This window comes from Nitratireductor luteus (genome assembly GCF_026162365.1).
Lineage (GTDB): Bacteria > Pseudomonadota > Alphaproteobacteria > Rhizobiales > Rhizobiaceae > Chelativorans > Chelativorans luteus.
Window position 1 is genome coordinate 64,887 of sequence record NZ_JAOANW010000003.1, and the last position, 16,177, is coordinate 81,063.

General features: G+C 61.9%; 18 protein-coding genes, 1 tRNA gene and 1 riboswitch. Of the genes, 10 read left to right on the forward strand and 9 right to left on the reverse strand.

What is annotated here, in order from left to right:
- The first annotated feature begins 15 nt into the window (after positions 1-15).
- Positions 16-930: an ornithine carbamoyltransferase gene (gene argF, locus N1058_RS05085; protein WP_265516422.1), complete on the forward strand. Its 915-nt coding sequence runs from the start codon at positions 16-18 to the stop codon at positions 928-930.
- Positions 927-1,913 (forward strand): Hsp33 family molecular chaperone, encoded by a 987-nt coding sequence (locus N1058_RS05090; protein ID WP_265516423.1) that lies wholly within the window; start codon positions 927-929, stop codon positions 1,911-1,913. The genes argF and N1058_RS05090 overlap by 4 nt, the downstream gene beginning before the upstream one ends.
- Positions 1,914-1,935: 22 nt before the next feature.
- Here N1058_RS05090 and apaG read toward each other — a convergent pair whose 3' ends face one another.
- Positions 1,936-2,328 (reverse strand): Co2+/Mg2+ efflux protein ApaG, encoded by a 393-nt coding sequence (apaG, locus tag N1058_RS05095; RefSeq protein WP_265516424.1) that lies wholly within the window; start codon positions 2,326-2,328, stop codon positions 1,936-1,938.
- Between the two features lie 87 nt (positions 2,329-2,415).
- Here apaG and N1058_RS05100 point away from each other — a divergent pair, with 87 nt between their 5' ends.
- Entirely contained in the window at positions 2,416-3,021 is a 606-nt protein-coding gene (locus tag N1058_RS05100; protein ID WP_265516425.1) for a CDP-alcohol phosphatidyltransferase family protein, read from the forward strand.
- A 10-nt stretch (positions 3,022-3,031) separates the two neighbouring features.
- On the opposite strand, the gene N1058_RS05105 is transcribed toward N1058_RS05100, so the two are convergent.
- The gene (locus tag N1058_RS05105; protein WP_265516426.1) at positions 3,032-4,222 is read right to left on the reverse strand and encodes an O-succinylhomoserine sulfhydrylase; all 1,191 of its coding nucleotides are present in this window, start codon (positions 4,220-4,222) and stop codon (positions 3,032-3,034) included.
- A gap of 64 nt (positions 4,223-4,286) precedes the next feature.
- Positions 4,287-4,364: riboswitch (SAM riboswitch) on the reverse strand.
- Positions 4,365-4,440: 76 nt separating this feature from the next.
- On the opposite strand from N1058_RS05105, the gene N1058_RS05110 reads away from it, so the two are divergent.
- Entirely contained in the window at positions 4,441-5,529 is a 1,089-nt protein-coding gene (locus N1058_RS05110; RefSeq protein WP_265516427.1) for a 2'-deoxycytidine 5'-triphosphate deaminase, read from the forward strand.
- A 2-nt stretch (positions 5,530-5,531) separates the two neighbouring features.
- Here the strand turns inward: N1058_RS05110 and N1058_RS05115 are convergent, their stop codons facing one another.
- Complete coding sequence (locus tag N1058_RS05115; RefSeq protein ID WP_265516428.1) at positions 5,532-6,320, reverse strand: ion transporter; 789 nt, start codon at positions 6,318-6,320, stop codon at positions 5,532-5,534.
- A 168-nt stretch (positions 6,321-6,488) separates the two neighbouring features.
- Between N1058_RS05115 and N1058_RS05120 the strand changes: the two genes are divergently transcribed.
- Positions 6,489-6,563: transfer RNA gene (locus N1058_RS05120), tRNA-Gly, on the forward strand.
- Between the two features lie 80 nt (positions 6,564-6,643).
- Here N1058_RS05120 and N1058_RS05125 read toward each other — a convergent pair.
- Positions 6,644-8,992, reverse strand: coding sequence for a putative bifunctional diguanylate cyclase/phosphodiesterase (locus N1058_RS05125; RefSeq protein WP_265516429.1), 2,349 nt, complete (start codon positions 8,990-8,992; stop codon positions 6,644-6,646).
- A 48-nt stretch (positions 8,993-9,040) separates the two neighbouring features.
- Positions 9,041-9,526 (reverse strand): putative pterin-binding protein, encoded by a 486-nt coding sequence (locus N1058_RS05130; RefSeq protein WP_420847947.1) that lies wholly within the window; start codon positions 9,524-9,526, stop codon positions 9,041-9,043.
- 256 nt (positions 9,527-9,782) lie between these two features.
- On the opposite strand from N1058_RS05130, the gene N1058_RS05135 reads away from it, so the two are divergent.
- Together N1058_RS05135 and N1058_RS05140 are read left to right on the forward strand one after the other, a co-directional pair.
- Positions 9,783-10,139, forward strand: a complete 357-nt coding sequence (locus N1058_RS05135) for a 6-pyruvoyl trahydropterin synthase family protein (RefSeq protein WP_265516430.1) — start codon at positions 9,783-9,785, stop codon at positions 10,137-10,139.
- Between the two features lie 84 nt (positions 10,140-10,223).
- Positions 10,224-10,487, forward strand: coding sequence for a DUF6460 domain-containing protein (locus N1058_RS05140; RefSeq protein ID WP_265516431.1), 264 nt, complete (start codon positions 10,224-10,226; stop codon positions 10,485-10,487).
- A gap of 6 nt (positions 10,488-10,493) precedes the next feature.
- On the opposite strand, the gene N1058_RS05145 is transcribed toward N1058_RS05140, so the two are convergent.
- Positions 10,494-11,390 carry a histone deacetylase family protein gene (locus N1058_RS05145; protein ID WP_265516432.1) on the reverse strand — a complete coding sequence of 299 codons (897 nt, stop codon included), beginning with the start codon at positions 11,388-11,390 and terminating at the stop codon, positions 10,494-10,496.
- A 141-nt stretch (positions 11,391-11,531) separates the two neighbouring features.
- Between N1058_RS05145 and N1058_RS05150 the strand changes: the two genes are divergently transcribed.
- The gene (locus N1058_RS05150; RefSeq protein ID WP_420847946.1) at positions 11,532-12,872 is read left to right on the forward strand and encodes an MATE family efflux transporter; all 1,341 of its coding nucleotides are present in this window, start codon (positions 11,532-11,534) and stop codon (positions 12,870-12,872) included.
- A gap of 23 nt (positions 12,873-12,895) precedes the next feature.
- On the opposite strand, the gene N1058_RS05155 is transcribed toward N1058_RS05150, so the two are convergent.
- Positions 12,896-13,990: a quinone-dependent dihydroorotate dehydrogenase gene (locus N1058_RS05155; protein WP_265516433.1), complete on the reverse strand. Its 1,095-nt coding sequence runs from the start codon at positions 13,988-13,990 to the stop codon at positions 12,896-12,898.
- Positions 13,987-14,331: a DUF952 domain-containing protein gene (locus N1058_RS05160; protein ID WP_265516434.1), complete on the reverse strand. Its 345-nt coding sequence runs from the start codon at positions 14,329-14,331 to the stop codon at positions 13,987-13,989. The genes N1058_RS05155 and N1058_RS05160 overlap by 4 nt, the downstream gene beginning before the upstream one ends.
- A gap of 123 nt (positions 14,332-14,454) precedes the next feature.
- On the opposite strand from N1058_RS05160, the gene N1058_RS05165 reads away from it, so the two are divergent.
- The gene (locus N1058_RS05165; protein WP_265516435.1) at positions 14,455-14,892 is read left to right on the forward strand and encodes a hypothetical protein; all 438 of its coding nucleotides are present in this window, start codon (positions 14,455-14,457) and stop codon (positions 14,890-14,892) included.
- Positions 14,893-14,945: 53 nt separating this feature from the next.
- Here the strand turns inward: N1058_RS05165 and N1058_RS05170 are convergent, their stop codons facing one another.
- Positions 14,946-15,323: a hypothetical protein gene (locus N1058_RS05170; RefSeq protein WP_265516436.1), complete on the reverse strand. Its 378-nt coding sequence runs from the start codon at positions 15,321-15,323 to the stop codon at positions 14,946-14,948.
- Positions 15,324-15,512: 189 nt separating this feature from the next.
- Here N1058_RS05170 and N1058_RS05175 point away from each other — a divergent pair, with 189 nt between their 5' ends.
- Positions 15,513-16,172 carry a response regulator gene (locus tag N1058_RS05175; RefSeq protein ID WP_265516437.1) on the forward strand — a complete coding sequence of 220 codons (660 nt, stop codon included), beginning with the start codon at positions 15,513-15,515 and terminating at the stop codon, positions 16,170-16,172.
- Positions 16,173-16,177: the final 5 nt, after the last annotated feature.

A 16,177-nucleotide genomic window follows, 5' to 3' on the forward strand; every position in this document is an offset into this window, starting at 1 on the left:
AAGGGGACGACCGGCATGACCACGCCACGGCACTTTATCGACATCGCCGGCATTGCCGAAGATCAATTGCGCGCCATGCTGGACGATGCGCGCGCGCGCAAGATGAGGCTCAAGGCCGGCGAGCGCGAGCAGCCGCTGGCCGGCAAGGCCTTGGCGATGATCTTCGACAAGCCTTCGACACGGACGCGCGTTTCCTTCGATGTCGGCATGCGCCAGCTCGGCGGTGAGACGATCATGCTGACGGGAACGGAAATGCAGCTTGGCCGCAGCGAGACGATAGCCGATACGGCAAAGGTGCTGTCGCGCTATGTCGACGCCATCATGATCCGCACGACGTCGCACGATCGGCTGCTCGAGCTGGCGGAAAATGCCACAGTGCCGGTGATCAACGGTCTCACCGATGACACGCACCCCTGTCAGATCATGGCCGATGTACTTACATATGAGGAGCATCGCGGCCCGGTGAAGGATCGGCTGTTCGCCTGGACCGGCGACGGCAACAATGTCCTTCACTCGCTGATCGAGGCATCCGCCCGGTTCGACTTCCGCCTCAACATCGCGGTGCCGGCCGGCAGTGAGCCCTCGGCGCACATTGTCGAATGGGCGCGGGCCAATGGCGGACGCGTTGAATTGACAGGTTCGGCAGAGGAAGCCGTGAGGGGCGCCGATTGCGTGGTGACCGACACATGGGTCTCCATGGGCCAGGAACACCGCGCCCGCGGCCACAATGTGTTCCAGCCCTATCAGGTCAATGAAAAGCTGATGGGGCTCGCAGCCGCCGACGCGCTCTTCATGCACTGCCTCCCTGCCCATCGCGGCGAGGAGGTGACGGACGAGGTCATCGATGGGCCGCACTCGGTCGTGTTCGACGAGGCGGAAAACCGCCTCCATGCGCAAAAAGCGGTACTTGCCTGGTGTTTCAAACAGTGAGCGAACAGAATTTCAGACTTGGTGAATTCGGCTTTGCCGGCGATGACCATGTGGTGCCCTTCGACGTGGACACGCTCGATGTGCGCGGCCGCGCGGTGCAGGTCGGCCCGATGCTCGACCAGATACTGAGCCGCCACGGCTATCCCGAGCCGGTATCCCACCTTCTGGCCGAAACCATCGTGCTCACCGTTCTCCTCGGCAGTTCGCTCAAGTTCGAGGGAAAGTTCATCGTCCAGACCCGATCCGACGGGCCCGTCGACATGCTGGTCGCCGACCTGACGACGCCGGGTTCGGTGCGCGCCTATGCGCGCTATGACGAGGATCGGCTGCGCGAGGCGATCGAGCGCGGCGAGATTTCACCCGAGCAGCTTCTGGGCGCAGGTGTCCTGGCGCTGACCATCGACCAGGGCGCCCATATGCAGCGCTACCAAGGCATCGTTCAACTCGACGGCTCGACGCTCGAGGACGTCGCGCGAACTTATTTCCGCCAGTCGGAGCAAATCCCGACGGAAGTGCGGCTCGGCGTGGCCCGCATCATCGTGCCGGGTGAGAGCGGCGGTGCGGAGCGCTGGCGCGCTGGCGGCCTGCTTATGCAGTTTCTGCCTTCTGTGCCCGAGCGCGGCCGTATGGCCGACCTGCCGGGCGGCGACGGCGATGAGGACGACGGCGGCAACGGCCATCCTGAGGACAATGCCTGGCAGGAGGCCCTCGCGCTTCTGTCGACGGTGGAAACGGACGAACTCCTCGACCCGTCGGTGGGCACCGAACGGCTGCTTTACCGCCTGTTCCACGAGCAGGGTGCGCGTGTGTATGAAGGCGTCGACGTCGTCGACGACTGCTCATGTTCGCGCGACAAGATCCGCGCGATACTGGAAGGCTTCACGGCGGAGGAAATCGAGGAAAGCACAGAGGACGGAGAGATTCGCGTCACCTGCGAATTCTGCGCCAAGGAATATGCGTTCGATGCCGAGGAACTGGGATAGAGCCAGACTGTTCGCGGCGCGTTCAGTTCACAGTCGCATCGGCTCCCGGCAGATCGAGCGAGAATGCCGGAATGTCGATCTCGAACAGCACGCCGCCTGCCGACCGCATCGTATAGCGCCCGACCATGATGCCGGATGTGGTCGGAAGCGGGCAGCCCGACGTGTAACGGTAGCTCTCATCGGGGCCGAGCTCGGGCTGTTCGCCGACGACACCGGCGCCACGCACCTCCTGCGTCCGCCCCAGCCCATCTGTGATATGCCAGTAGCGTGACAGGAGCTGCACCTTTTCGTTGGAATGGTTGACGATGGTGACCTGATAGGCCCATACGAACCTTCCCTCGTCCGGGTCCGATTGATCCGGCAGGAAAAAGGGTTCCACCTGAACCTCGATGTCATTCGTCACTGCGCGATACATGGGCCTTCCGCTGACGATATTGTGACAAGAGATATGTGTCGCCGCGCGATATAGATCAACGCGTGACAATCGTGGGAAGGATCGCCATTGCTTGATGGATGGGGCCGGCGGAAGCTCGATCCGCTGTTGAACCGCATAGCAGCCGGTGCGGCGCGTGGCGGCATCGGCGCCGACGCCATCACGCTGGCAGGCTGCGCCATGGGCCTTGCCGCTGCGGCGCTGGTAGCTGTCGGGTGGTTCGGAACGGCTTTCGTCCTCATCCTTCTCAGCCGGCTGGCCGACGGTGTCGATGGCGCGGTGGCGCGCATCAACGGACCGACGGATCTCGGCGGCTTCCTCGATATCGTGCTAGACTTCGTCTTTTACGGCGCCGTGCCGCTGGCCTTCGTATTGTTCGATCCTGCTGCCAACGGCGTTGCCGGCGCCGTGCTGCTGTTTGCTTTCTATGTCAACGGCGCGAGCTTCCTCACCTTTGCGGTGATGGCGGAAAAACGCCGGCTGGTCAGCACCGCCCGCGGCAGCAAGTCCCTGTTCTTCACCACCGGGATAGCCGAGGCGGGCGAGACGCTGGCCGTCTTCCTGCTCGCCTGCCTCTTTCCCGCATGGTTCCCGGTGCTAGCCTACGCTTTCGCGTCGATAACGCTTTACACAGCGCTGTCGCGCATCGTGCTGGCCCGACGGGAACTGAGGTAGCGGCCTCCCGCTACGCCGCCTCCAGCGCCTGCTCGATGTCCCTGATCAGGTCGCCTGCGTCCTCCAGCCCGAGCGACAGGCGCAACGTGCCCGCGCCAATTCCTGCCTCAGCGCGCGCCTCGTCGGTGAGGTTCTTGTGCGTGGTGGTGGTGGGGTGCGTAACCAGGCTCTTGGCATCGCCCAGATTGTTGGAGATGCCGATGATCGAAAGCGCGTTCTCGAAGGCGAAGGCAGATGATTTTCCGCCCTTGAGGTCGAAACAGACCAGCGTGGAGCCGCCCGTCATCTGCTGCGCCACGATGTCTGCCTGGGGATGGTCCTTGCGCCCGGGATAGATGACGCGACCCACCTTGGGGTGTTCGGCCAGATAATCGGCGACACGAGCGGCGCTCTCGCTCTGCTGGCGCACCCGAAGCGGCAGGGTTTCAAGACCCTTCAGAAGCGTCCAGGCATTGAAGGGCGAAAGGCTGGGCCCGGTATGGCGGAAATAATCGTGCAGGTTCTCATCGATCCAGTCTTTGTCGGACAGCACGACGCCGCCCAGACATCGGCCCTGACCGTCGATATGCTTGGTCGCGGAATAGACCACCACATGGGCACCCAGCTCCAGCGGCTTTTGCAGGAGCGGCGTGGCGAACACATTGTCGACCACGAGACGCGCGCCGGCGCTGTCGGCCAATCGGGCGATCGCCGCGATGTCGCAGACTTCCAGCGTTGGATTGGTGGGGCTTTCCAGGAAAAACAGCTTGGTGGTGGGCCGAATGGCCTCTTCCCATGCGACAACCGATTTGCCGTCGACGAGCGTTGCTTCGATGCCGTAGCGCGGCATCAGCGTCTCCACCACCCAGCGGCAGGAGCCGAAGAGAGCGCGCGCAGCCACTACATGATCGCCGGCCTTGAGCGAACAGAGCAGCGCCGCCGAAACCGCCGCCATGCCCGACGCCGTGGCGCGGGCATCCTCTGCCCCTTCCAGCGCGCACATGCGCTTTTCGAACATGTCGACGGTGGGATTGGCGTAGCGCGAATAGATGAAGCCCGGCTCCTCGCCCTTGAAACGGGCTTCGGCGGCTTCCGCGCTGTCGTAGAGGAAACCCTGCGTCAGATAGAGGGCTTCGGAGGTCTCGCCGAACTGCGAGCGCAGCGTGCCCGCATGGACAAGGGCGGTTTGCGGTTTCCAGTCTTTGCCAAAATTGCTTGTCATCGTCTTCGCTCAAAAAATAAAACCGGCCGCGGGAAGCCGCTTGCCGGTTCGAGCGCCCTGGTGACAGGTCGTTGCCGCGGCCTTTTAGCGACTTGTTTTACGTGGCTGCAAGCCGACCGGCCAAATCACCACGGGATAAATTCTCTTTAGACGGCGACGCGCCTTGCGTCAATTGCGGCCGGCGTTAAAGCTCGCTCACCAGCTTTCGGAGGCATGACGTGGACCCAGCAGGCATATTGCCAGATTCTGAGATCGCAGCGCTTTTCGACAGCGGCGCGCTGACCGCGCTGGGCCCGCTCGACCCGGATCAAGTGCAGCCGGCCAGCCTCGATCTGCGCCTCGGGGACGTCGCCTATCGCGTGCGCGCCAGCTTCCTGCCCGGGCCGCAGAGCCGGGTTTCCGAGAAGCTCGACCGCCTCAGGCTTCACCAGATCCCGTTGGGCGAGGGCGCGGTGCTGGAGACCGGTTGCGTCTATATCGTGCCGCTGATGGAAGGGCTTTCCCTGCCGGCCGATATTTCCGCGTCAGCCAACCCCAAAAGCTCGACCGGCCGTCTCGACATATTCACCCGCGTGATGACCGATTTCGGTCCCGAGTTTGACAAGATCGTGCCGGGATACAAGGGGCCGCTCTATCTGGAAGTGAGCCCCCGCACCTTTCCGATCATCCTGCGTGCCGGATCGCGGCTTTCGCAGATACGTTTCCGGCGGGGCAATGCCTTGCTTACGGAGGCCGAGCTTGCGGCACTGCATGAGACGGAAACGCTGGTGGCAGCGCAGACGCCCAATATCTCCGGCGGCGGGATTGCGCTTTCCATTGACTTGACCGGCGGTCAGGACCGCCTCGTCGGCTACCGCGCCAAGCACCACACCGGCCTGGTCGACGTCGACAGGAAGGCGGCCCATTCGGTGACCGACTTCTGGGAGCCGCTCTATAATCACGGCAAGGCGGAACTGGTTCTGGATCCGGACGAGTTCTACATCCTCGTTTCCCGCGAAGCGGTTCACGTGCCGCCCGCCTACGCGGCCGAGATGACGCCGTTCGACCCTCTGGTGGGCGAATTCCGCGTCCATTATGCCGGCTTCTTCGATCCTGGTTTCGGTCATTCGGGCGCGGGCGGAACGGGCAGCCGCGCCGTGCTGGAAGTGCGTAGCCACGAAGTGCCTTTCATCCTGGAGCACGGCCAGATAGTCGGACGGCTGGTCTATGAGCGCATGAGCACGCGGCCCAAGGCGCTATACGGCACGGGCCTGAAGTCGAACTACCAGGGCCAGGCGCTGAAATTGTCCAAGCATTTCATCGCCTGACATCACTCCACATTCTGGCGCTTCAAAGCCCGCACCTCGTCGCGCAGCGCCCGGATTTCGACCAAGATGACCTCCTGCTCCTGTTGCATGGCACTGCGCTCGGCGGTGGCTGCCGCGTCGTGCTCGGCCTGCATCGCCGAGACGATGATACCGATGAACAGGTTCAGCACCGTGAAAGTGGTCGACACGATGAACGGGATGAAGAACAGCCACGCCCAGGGGAAGACTTCCATGACCGGTCGCACGATGCCCATGGACCAGCTTTCCAGCGTCATGATCTGGAATAGGGAATAGGCCGAACGGCCGATGGTGCCGAACCAGTCGGGAAAGTCGGTGCCGAAGAGTTTCGTCGCCATTACCGAGAAGACATAGAACACCAGCGCCAGCAACAGCATGATAGAACCCATGCCCGGCAGCGCCGCTATAAGCCCGCCCACCACGCGCTTGAGCGAAGGCACCATCGATACCAGCCTGAGCACCCGCAGGATGCGCAGTGCCCGCAGCACCGAGAAATTGGCCGTTGCGGGGGCGAGGGCTATACCGACTACGAGAAGATCGAAAACACGCCAGGGATCACGAAAGAAGCGTCCGCGGTAGACGGCCAGCTTGGTGCCCAGCTCCAGCACGAACACGCCCAGGATCAGCTTGTCGAACGCCATCAGCAGCGGGCCGGCCGCCGCCATAGCGCGCTCCGATGTCTCAAGGCCAAGAGTGATTGCGTTGAGAACGATCAACACGGTGATCGTCATCTCGAAGCGGCGGGATTCCAGGAACTGTTTCAGGGCTTGCACGATGGGAACAACCGGTTGCTGATGGCCGGCGAACAGGTGGTATGTAAAACGGGTCGCGTCAAGGCGCATGGGTAAGCGGACGCACAATCCGCCTTGACAGGAAGGGCCTTCATCGCGATCTAATGGCGCGCCCGAAAGCAGTCGTCACTGTCGGCCGGGTGCCAGAGGGCGGGCGTAGTTCAGTGGTAGAACGTCAGCTTCCCAAGCTGAATGTCGTCGGTTCGATCCCGATCGCCCGCTCCAGCCTCCCGGCGCCGTAGGTTTTTGGGTCCACGCACAGTGCTTTCCGAAAATCGGACCCGGTTCCCCGGCAGATGCTGTAGTCAGTGCTGCATAATGCGCGCCAGAACGCCGTCCTTCACGCCGGCCAGGTAGTCGATGAGGGCCGGACCGGGCAGTGGTTTGCTGAGCAGGTATCCCTGCACCTCGTCGCAGCCCGCGCCGCGCAGGATCTGCAATTGCTCGGTCGTTTCCACGCCTTCGGCCACAGTCGTCATGCCGAGGCTGGAGGCCATGGTGATGATGGAGGCGACGATGGCATTGTGGTCCCGGTTGATGCCGATTTCCTCGATGAAGACCTTGTCGATCTTGATTTGGTCGACCGTGAACTTCTTCAGGTAGCTGAGCGAGGAATAGCCCGTCCCGAAATCATCCAGCGAAATTCTCACGCCCATCCTGCGCAGTATCTGCAGGTCTGTGCGCACCTCGGCATTGTCGTCGAGCAGAAGCGATTCAGTGATCTCGAGATGAAGCCTGTTCGAGGACAGCCCCGATCGATGCAGGGCATCCTGCACCGTTTCGACGATGTTGCTGCGCTCGAACTGGACCGGTGAGAGATTGACGGCAATGCAGATATCGTCGTCGAGGCCCGCAGCGAAGATGCAGGCCTCGTTGAGTACCCATTCGCCCAAGCTGAGAATGATTCCTGTTTCTTCCGCAACCTTGACGATCTCTTGCGGCGTCGCCGAACAGGCGGCCGTATCTTTCCAGCGCAGCAGCGCTTCTACACGCGCTACATTGCCCGTGTTGAGATTGGTGATCGGCTGATAAGCCAGCTCGAACTGGTCGTCGAATGGGCCGGCGAGAAGCAGGCTCTCGATCTCGGATTTGCGCTCCATCCTTGCCGACATGGCTTCGTTGTAGAAGGCATAGGAGCCGCCGCCTGCGTGCTTTGCCTCATATAAGGCCAAATCGGCATTGCGCAGCAGCACATCCACTTCGTAGAGGTCGCCGCCACCGATCGCTATGCCGACGCTGCCGCCGGCAAGCACTTCCCGCCCATCAATGTTGTAGACCTCCAAAAGCGCCCCGACGAGACGTCCGGCCAACGCCGCCGCCTGGTCGGGATGGGCGAGATTGCCGTGGACCACGATGAACTCGTCGCCGCCGACGCGGGAGACCGTATCGCCCCCGCGGCAGGCCGTCTGCAACCGTCGGGCCGCCTCGCACAGGAGCTTGTCGCCGAACGGGTGCCCATAGGCATCGTTGATCTTTTTGAAGTTGTCGAGATCGATGCACATGATGGAGGTGAATCTGCCGCGCCTGCTATCGGCCGCCAAAGCTTCGGCAAGGCGTTCGCGCAGGAGCACACGATTGGGCAGGTCGGTCAGCGCGTCATGCCGCGCCATATGGGAGACCTTCATCTGCGCCGAATAGCTCTCGGTGATGTCCTCGAAAGTGGAAATCCAGCCGCCGCTGTCCATGGGCTTGTGCGAAACCATCACGATGCGCCCGCCGGCGATCGTTGCTATGAGCGGATTCTGCTCCTGCCGGCTGAAAAGCAATCGTGCGTCGTGGGCTGAGCAGGTCCCGGCTTCCTTCATCCGTTGTGCAAGGGTTTCCAGGCTTGTGCCGCGTTCGGCTTCGTCGAAGGATAGCCCGAACAGATCTGCCATCCGGCGATTGGAGACGATGAGATGGCCCGATGGATCGAACATCGCGAGCCCATGGGTCATGTTGTCGAGGGCCGTCTCGAACAGCCTGTTCTGCTCAGCGAGCCGGATATTGGAGGTCACGAGTTGCGCGCCGGTGCGCTGAAGGTCCTCGTTCGAAGCGGCAAGCGACCTGCGGGTGGCTTCAAGCAACCGCGTCTGCCAGCTATTGAGCGCGAAGAGCCCGAAACCGCACAGCACAAGCAGTATCGTGATGGCGGTGAATTGCCAGTGCAGGACATAGAGTTGCCGCTGATCGCGGGCGACGGCCTGCCCGCCATAGCTGTTCGCCTCGGAAACCAAACCGGTGAGGTCCGCCTCCAGCGTTTCCGTCAGCGCGATAGCCCTGCTGATGTCGCCGTCTTCGGCGATGAGGGGTTCCACTTCCTTCATCGTCTCGGAGGCCCGCTCGATCACCCGTTGGCGGTGGGGTTCCTCGAGCACGAATGTGTGGAAGTCGCCGGATGTGAAAAGGCTCAGCCGATTGAGGAAAATCTCGTATCGCAGACGCGCCTTCTGAACGGACGCGGCGGACTTTTCAGCCAGAAGGGCCTCAAAAAGTTCCTTCCTGAACCGAAGAAACTCGTTCACGCCCTGGCTGGCGCTGAAGGCCACGTTGTACTGCGACACCTCCTCGAACAGCGCCTGGCGCTTGTGAACGAGAAACGAGATGTAGACCGCCGCCAGCAGCAGGACCACCATGCTCGAGGCGAGCATGTAGCGGATCAGGCGAATGGCCATCTCCTGCCTCGACGCGGCTTTGGTTCCTGGAGTGCCGGCGTGCAAGGCTTACCTCACATTCATGCGTGCAATTTGCCAGACAGACCTGGAATAATACTTCTGGGCATGGAGGTCGGCGTTGCTGTCATAGGGGTAGATGATAAAAAGCGGCCCCTTGTCGCGCACAGGCATCTCGACTCCGTCACGTTTCATGGCAAGGATCGTGCCGAACTCGGCAAAATCGGAAATGGGTATGGTCGTGCGGTAGTCGTTGAGTGCGACGGCCTCGATTTCGGTTCCCTTGGCGCCTACATATTCCATGAGTTTGGTAAGCGGTACGCCCTCGAATGTGGCGGCGCTTGTATACCAGGGCGTGGTGGTAACGATTTCCACCATGCCGAGCCCTTCGAGCATCTGGCGGTCGAAATGGGCCTCGTCACCCGCATTCGTGTTCTCGATATTCCCATCGATGACGAGAATGGTCTCACCGGCAGGCGTCGGGAGCGTCTCGGCCTGCGCGGTCGAATGCAACCCGAACGCGATCAGAATCCCCATGCAGATCATCACTGGCAGGCATGTGAAGCGGATATTAAGTTCGGTGTTCATGATTTTCCCCTCTACCTGAGCTTGCAAGGCGACCGCAATATTTCACAAAGCATGGCGCATATAGGCTAAGAGCATGTTAATATTGGATTTCTGGAAAGACCACCACCGAAACGGACGCGTCGAAATATTGGCGCAGAAAAACAAAAAGCTGATACAAGCGACCTTGTTCGCTTAAACTTCACTAACTAGGCATGGATACCGACCCGTGACAAATCCAGTCGAGACCTACAAAGAGTTCACCTTCGAGGCCGCACACGAACTGCCGCCCTATTCGGGGCTGCATGGCCATTCCTTCAAAGTGCGCATCGCCCTTACAGGAGAGCCTGATCCGAAATTCGGTTGGTCTGCTAACCTTTATGAGGTCGAGCGCAAGATAGAGGAGATCCACAAGACGCTGGATCATGGCTATCTTAACCAGGTAGAGGGCTTGTCGGTCCCGTCCCTGGAAAACATCGCGGCGTGGATCTGGCAGAAGCTGCGCGGAGACCTGCCTGCCCTGAGCGAGGTCGTGGTTTCGCGCGGCCCGGACGGCCAGGCTGAGGGCTGCGTCTATCGCGGCTGAACAGCACCGCGATTTCGCCAACCCTGTTGATGCCGCCACATTCCATGGCTATGTGCAGGAAAGCCATTTTAAACGGGGTACACCGTGTCCGCATTGACCAGATTCCTGGGCGACAGCCCGTTGCGCGTGTTGATCAAGCTCTTGATCGTCTCCTTCATAGTAGGCTTCATCATGAACGTGTTCAACTGGTCGCCGCTCGACGTCTATTATTCGCTGCGCGACACGGTTCTGGGCATCTGGAACATGGGCTTTGACGCGCTGGGAAGGCTGGGTGGCTACATCCTGCTTGGCGCGTTCATCGTCGTGCCCGGTTTCATCATCCTGCGGCTGTTGAGCTTTCGGCGATAATAGGGTTCAGGCGAAATCCGATGCGGTTTCAAACAGGATTGCATGTCGCTTGCCAAGACTGGCGATGTCGCGTGAATATCCGCCGCCGATGACGCCGCAAACGGGAATGCTTCTCGCGCGGAAAAATTCGATCACCATTCGGTCGCGGCGCCGGAGACCGTCGTCGGAAAGGGTCATACGGCCGAGCCTGTCCTCGCCGTGCGGGTCGATCCCGGCATTGTAGAAGACGATCTCGGGCAGTCCGGCATCGAGCAGCCGCGGCAGGGCTTCCGCCAGCGCCGCGAGATACCCGGCGTCGCCTGTCCCGTCAGGCAGGCCGATGTCAAGATCCGAGGCGATCTTTCGCGCCGGATAATTGTTTGCGCCGTGCATGGAGAAGGTGAAAACGCGGGGCTCTCGCGCGAAGATGTCGGCGGTGCCGTCGCCTTGATGTACGTCGAGATCCACCACGAGAATGCGGCCCATCCCCTCGCCGAGCAATGCGCTTGCCGCTACGCCGACGTCGTTGAAGGTGCAGAAGCCCGTTCCGTGGGCGCGCCGCGCGTGGTGGCTGCCGCCGGCCGTGTTGCAGGCAATGCCGCATTTCAGCGCCAGGCGTGCCGCCAACAGGGTGCCCGCCGTCGCGAGACTTGCGCGGCGGGAAACCCTTTCGTCCACGGCAAAACCGATTTCCCGTTCGATTTCGGGTGGAACGCAGTTGTTGATCACCTGGTCGACGTAATGCGCGTGATGGGCCAGGGCCAGTGTGTCCAGCGGCGCCGGCGCCGGCTCGTGCAGCGAACCTTCGCTGGTAAGCTCGCGGTCACGAAGAGCCTTCATCAGAGCGGTATATTTGCCCATCGGAAAGCGATGGCTGGCAGGAAATCGGGCATCGTAATCAGGATGGTGAACGATCTGCAGCATGAGTTTTCCGGCGCCACGATTTCAAGAACATATGCTGTACGAACCCTCTGGCTTATCGAGAACTCCAGGTGGTCCCCTTGCCTTCGCATTGGTGAGCGGGGCATTGAGGGTGTTCATTCAATATACGAATTGATCCGGCCCGTGGACCACGCCGCAGAGGAAAATGCACAGCCGCCGTTCGAGGTGACTAACAGGCGTGTTCTGGCCATCGCCGTGCCGATGACGCTTGCGTTTCTCACCACACCTCTTTTGGGCCTGGTCGATACGGCGGTGGTCGGGCAATTGGGCAACCCGGCCTTGCTTGGCGGCCTGGCGGCGGGCGCGATCGTCTTCGATGTCGTCTTCAACACGTTCAATTCGCTGCGTTCCGGCACAACGGGATTGGTGGCACAGGCCTTCGGGGGCGGCGAGACGCGGGAAGAGCAGGCGGTTCTGCTGCGTTCGTTGACACTGGCCGTGGGGCTGGGCATTGCGATCATCTTCATGGGACCGCTGATCTCGGCCGCCGGCGTGTGGTTTATCGATCCGGAGGCACGTGTCGCTGAGGCCATGCGGACCTATATCGCGATACGCATTCTGGCAGCGCCGCTGACGCTGATGAACTACGCCATACTTGGCTACGTGCTGGGACGGGGAGAAGGCGCGACAGGCCTTCTCCTGCAGATACTGCTCAACGGCGCGAACATCCTTCTGTCCTTCTATCTGGGGCTGACGCTGGGCTGGGGCCTCGAAGGGGTGGCATGGGGCACCGTCGGAGGCGAACTGCTGGCCGTGCTCGGCGGTGGCGTTATCCTGCTCCGCCGCTTCGCTGGCCAACCGCACCCAAGGCGCGAGCACGTGTTCGACATTGCCGCGATGCTGCGCATGATCGCGCTCAATGGCGACATCATGACCCGTTCCTTCACGCTTTTGGCCGCCTACGCGCTGTTCACGCGGCAGGGCGCGCAACTCGGCACGATTACGCTCGCGGCCAACGCCGTTCTGATGAACTTCTTCTTCATCGCCGGTTATTTTCTCGACGGCTTCGCGACCGCGGCCGAGCAATTGGCGGGACGGGCCGTGGGTGCCCGGCAATGGACAGCGTTTCGCAGGGCCGTATTCCTGAGCGGTTTGTGGGGCCTGGTGCTGGCGCTGGGCGCCACCGCGGCCTTCTACTTGTTCGGCGAGACGCTGATCGCGCTTGTCACCACGGCGCCCGCTGTACGCGCCCTGGCGCTGGAATATCTCCCTTGGGCGGCGCTGATCGCCGTCAGCGGCTTTCTGGCCTTCGAAATGGATGGCGTGTTTATCGGTGCGACCTGGTCCCGCGACATGCGCAATATGATGCTGCTGTCGCTTGTCGCCTACGTTGCCTCACTTCTCCCATTGGGCATGGCCTATGGCAATCACGGGCTGTGGGCTTCGATGCATATATGGCTGATCGTGCGCGGCCTGAGCCTGCTGGCTATCCTGCCCTACCGGGCCCGCCAGACCTTCGGCTGAAGCGGCTGGAGGAAAAATCCGCGCTAAACCGCCAGCGGACGCTCCGCCCAGCGGGCAACATGGGTGTCGCGCAGTTCGCGGATGGAACCCAGGCCGGCCGAATGCACGAAAGCATCCATGTCGGCGACGATGCGGGCGGGCAGGCCGGGCCCCGCGTATATCATGCCGGTGTAAAGCTGCACGAGGTCGGCGCCTGCCCGGATCTTCTCGATGGCGGTTGCCGCCGAATCGATGCCGCCCACGCCCATGATCGGCAGCGCCGGCCCGACAAGCTTGCGCATCTTGGCGAGCGCGATGGTGGATCGGGGAAACAGGGGCCTGCCCGAAAGACCGCCGGCCTCGTCGCGCGCCGGGCTCTTGAGGCCATCGCGCGAAAGGGTGGTGTTCGAGACGACAAGGCCGTCCACCTCGTGCACCGCCACCTCCTCGGCAATGTCGGTGAAGCCTTCGTCGGTAAGATCCGGTGCGATCTTCAGGAACACAGGTACGCGGCGGCCGAGCCGTTCGGCCTCGCTGTCGCGCGCCGCCATGACTCGGGACAGAAGATCTGCCAGGCTTTCGCGGTGCTGCAGGTCGCGCAGCCCCTTGGTATTGGGCGAGGAGATATTGACCGTCAGGTAAGAAGCCAGTCCGGCAAAGGCGCGGACGCCTTCCTCATAGGCGGCGATCCGGTCGTCGCTGTCGCGGTTGGTGCCGATATTGATGCCGACGACGCCAGGCTTCTTCCCACGCTCGCGAAGCCGCGCGACGACACGCTGCAGCCCTTCATTGTTGAAGCCCAGCCGGTTGATGACGGCCTCCTCGGCGGGCAGCCGGAAGATGCGCGGTTTCTCGTTGCCCGCCTGCGGGCGCGGCGTAACTGTGCCGCACTCGGCGAAGCCGAAGCCCAGACGCAGAAGCGCGTCCGGCACCTCGGCGTTCTTGTCGAACCCGGCGGCCATGCCGACCGGATTTGGAAAATCCAGACCGGCCACGCTGACCGCGAGCCTCGGCGTGGGCTTGACGGGCGGGCAGGGCAGGAAGCCTGATTTCAGTGCGGTGATCGAAAGCGTGTGTGCCCGCTCGGGGTCGAGCGAAAAGAGAATCGACCGGCTGGCCAGATCGAGCAGCTTCTTCATGGCGCGAGATCTGGAAATTCATGCCCGTCGGGACCGAGCGGCAGCGGCCTGACCCACAGAACCGCATCCAGACGGAGAGGCGCATAGAGGTGGGGAAACAGAGCGCCGCTCCGCGACGGCTCGTAGCGAAGCGGCTCGCCGAGCTTCCCCGGATCGACCGCGACGAGGACCAGATCATCCTGGCCCCCGAAATGTTTTTTGGCCGTTTCAGCGACCTGTTCGGCGGTGGAAAAATGGATGAAACCGTCGGCAATGTCGACCGGCGCACCGGTGAACACGCCGTCGAGTTCCGCCTGGAGCCACAGAGCGCTCGGGCATATCTTGAAAATTGTGCTTTCCATGGGGGCGCTATAATCGGGAAGAGCGCTGGAGGAAAGTGCCGTCTGTGCCTCCCTTGGTATTATGCTATCCAATTTGCGGCGCATTTTTCGCTTAACGGAAGAGACCTTTAGGGAGCAACATCGATGCGAAACCTGTTTGTCGTCACCGTCGCGCTTGGGGCGCTCGTTTCCGCCGGCGAACTCCACGCCCAGACCGGGCAGCGTTTTCAGCTCGAGAGGGCGGAGGACGGTTATGTGCGCATGGATACGCAGACGGGCGCGATCTCCATCTGCAAGGACCGTTCCGGCCAGATCGTCTGCACGCTGGCCGCCGACGAACGTGCGGCCTATGAGAATGATCTGGATGCCCTGCGCGGTCGCGTGGCCAGTCTCGAGGCTCGCGTCGAAGCGCTCGAAAGAGGAAGCGCCGGCCGGGAAAGCTCCGACCTGCCCAGCGAGGAGGAGTTCGAGCAGACGCTGAGCCTGATGGAGCGCTTCTTCCGTCGCTTCATGGACATCGTGAAGGGGCTGGAGGAAGAAAACCAGACGGGCGACCGGCCCCCTGAGCCGGGCAAGACCTGAAACCGGCTCTGCGCGATCGCGCCAAACCTGCAATGATTTTTCGCGATGATGCTCTAAACGCCGGAGACGCCCGCGAGCCGCAGAACCGTCGAGGCCGCGAAGAAGGAGCATGCGATGGTGTAGCTGTTACGGGCAAAAAAACCGTAGACGTCGCGCAGAACCACCCTGAAAACGGCCTGGCCCGGGGTGCCCACTGGCCTGGATGACGGGTCCAGACACGTCCACACCTCTGTTCGCCGGGGATTTTGCCAGCGCAGGATGATCGCTTTGATGATGAGGATTTCGGACATCGCCATGGTCAGTATGGCGCCGGCATAAAGGGCCAGAACCAGATCGAACGAGAAGGATATCATTATCAGCCCGATGGCCAGCGCGCCGAACATGACGGCGCGTCCGATACAGACAAAGGCTACTCCGCGAATCTTCTCCATCTCCTGTCTCGATGGCTGGCGCCTCGCAGAAACCTGATAGGCGCTTCAGGTTCCCGCAGGCGCAATAGCTCCTTTCGACACGAAAGGTGCAATCAGCTTGAAATGTTCCCCGTTCCCCGCATAATCGTCAACCGGCAGGCTGCGTCATAAAAAGCGAAAAAGTCGCGCGGCCGGACCGGGGGAGGTTTATTGCCGATGGGCTATCGATTCGTGATCGCCGACGATCATCCGCTCTTTCGTGGTGCGCTCCAGCAGGCGCTTGCGGGTTTCCGCACGGACTGCGAGATACTCGAGGCTGGCGATTTCGACGGCGTCAAGAAACTGGTGGCCGAGGATCCCGACATCGACCTGGTGCTGCTCGACCTTGCCATGCCGGGGGCAAGCGGGCTCTCAGGCCTTGTCGCGCTGCGCGGCCTCAACCCGGCCATGCCGATCGTCGTCGTCTCGGCGTATGACAATCCTCAGACCATCCGCCGCGCGCTGGAACTCGGCGCGTCCGGTTTCATTTCCAAGTCCGCGAAGCTGGACGAAATTCGCAAGGCGGTGCAATCCGTGCTGGAGGGCGCCATATCCACACCGGAGGAAATCGACCTTGGCGAAGAGGGCGACCCGGAGGTCTCGGACCTGATCGCCCGCATACAGACGCTGACGCCGCAGCAGACGCGCGTTCTCGCAATGATTGCCGAAGGCTTGCTCAACAAGCAGATCGCCTATGAGCTCAACGTATCGGAAGCAACCGTGAAGGCGCACGTCTCGGCAGTGCTGCAAAAGCTCGACGTCGACAGCCGCACCCAGGCCGTCATCCGGCTTGCGCGGATGGGCACGGACCCTCTGTCAGAGGGCGTTTGAAGGCT

Excerpts from the sequence above, each read along its gene's own strand:
- argF (WP_265516422.1), top strand. The coding sequence starts at position 16 with ATGACCACGCCACGGCACTTTATCGACATCGCCGGCATTGCCGAAGAT.
- apaG (WP_265516424.1), bottom strand. The coding sequence starts at position 2,328 with ATGTATCGCGCAGTGACGAATGACATCGAGGTTCAGGTGGAACCCTTT.
- N1058_RS05105 (WP_265516426.1), bottom strand. The coding sequence starts at position 4,222 with ATGACAAGCAATTTTGGCAAAGACTGGAAACCGCAAACCGCCCTTGTC.
- N1058_RS05125 (WP_265516429.1), bottom strand. The coding sequence starts at position 8,992 with ATGGCCATTCGCCTGATCCGCTACATGCTCGCCTCGAGCATGGTGGTC.
- N1058_RS05130 (WP_420847947.1), bottom strand. The coding sequence starts at position 9,526 with ATGGGGATTCTGATCGCGTTCGGGTTGCATTCGACCGCGCAGGCCGAG.
- N1058_RS05145 (WP_265516432.1), bottom strand. The coding sequence starts at position 11,390 with ATGCTGCAGATCGTTCACCATCCTGATTACGATGCCCGATTTCCTGCC.
- N1058_RS05155 (WP_265516433.1), bottom strand. The coding sequence starts at position 13,990 with ATGAAGAAGCTGCTCGATCTGGCCAGCCGGTCGATTCTCTTTTCGCTC.
- N1058_RS05160 (WP_265516434.1), bottom strand. The coding sequence starts at position 14,331 with ATGGAAAGCACAATTTTCAAGATATGCCCGAGCGCTCTGTGGCTCCAG.
- N1058_RS05165 (WP_265516435.1), top strand. The coding sequence starts at position 14,455 with ATGCGAAACCTGTTTGTCGTCACCGTCGCGCTTGGGGCGCTCGTTTCC.
- N1058_RS05170 (WP_265516436.1), bottom strand. The coding sequence starts at position 15,323 with ATGGAGAAGATTCGCGGAGTAGCCTTTGTCTGTATCGGACGCGCCGTC.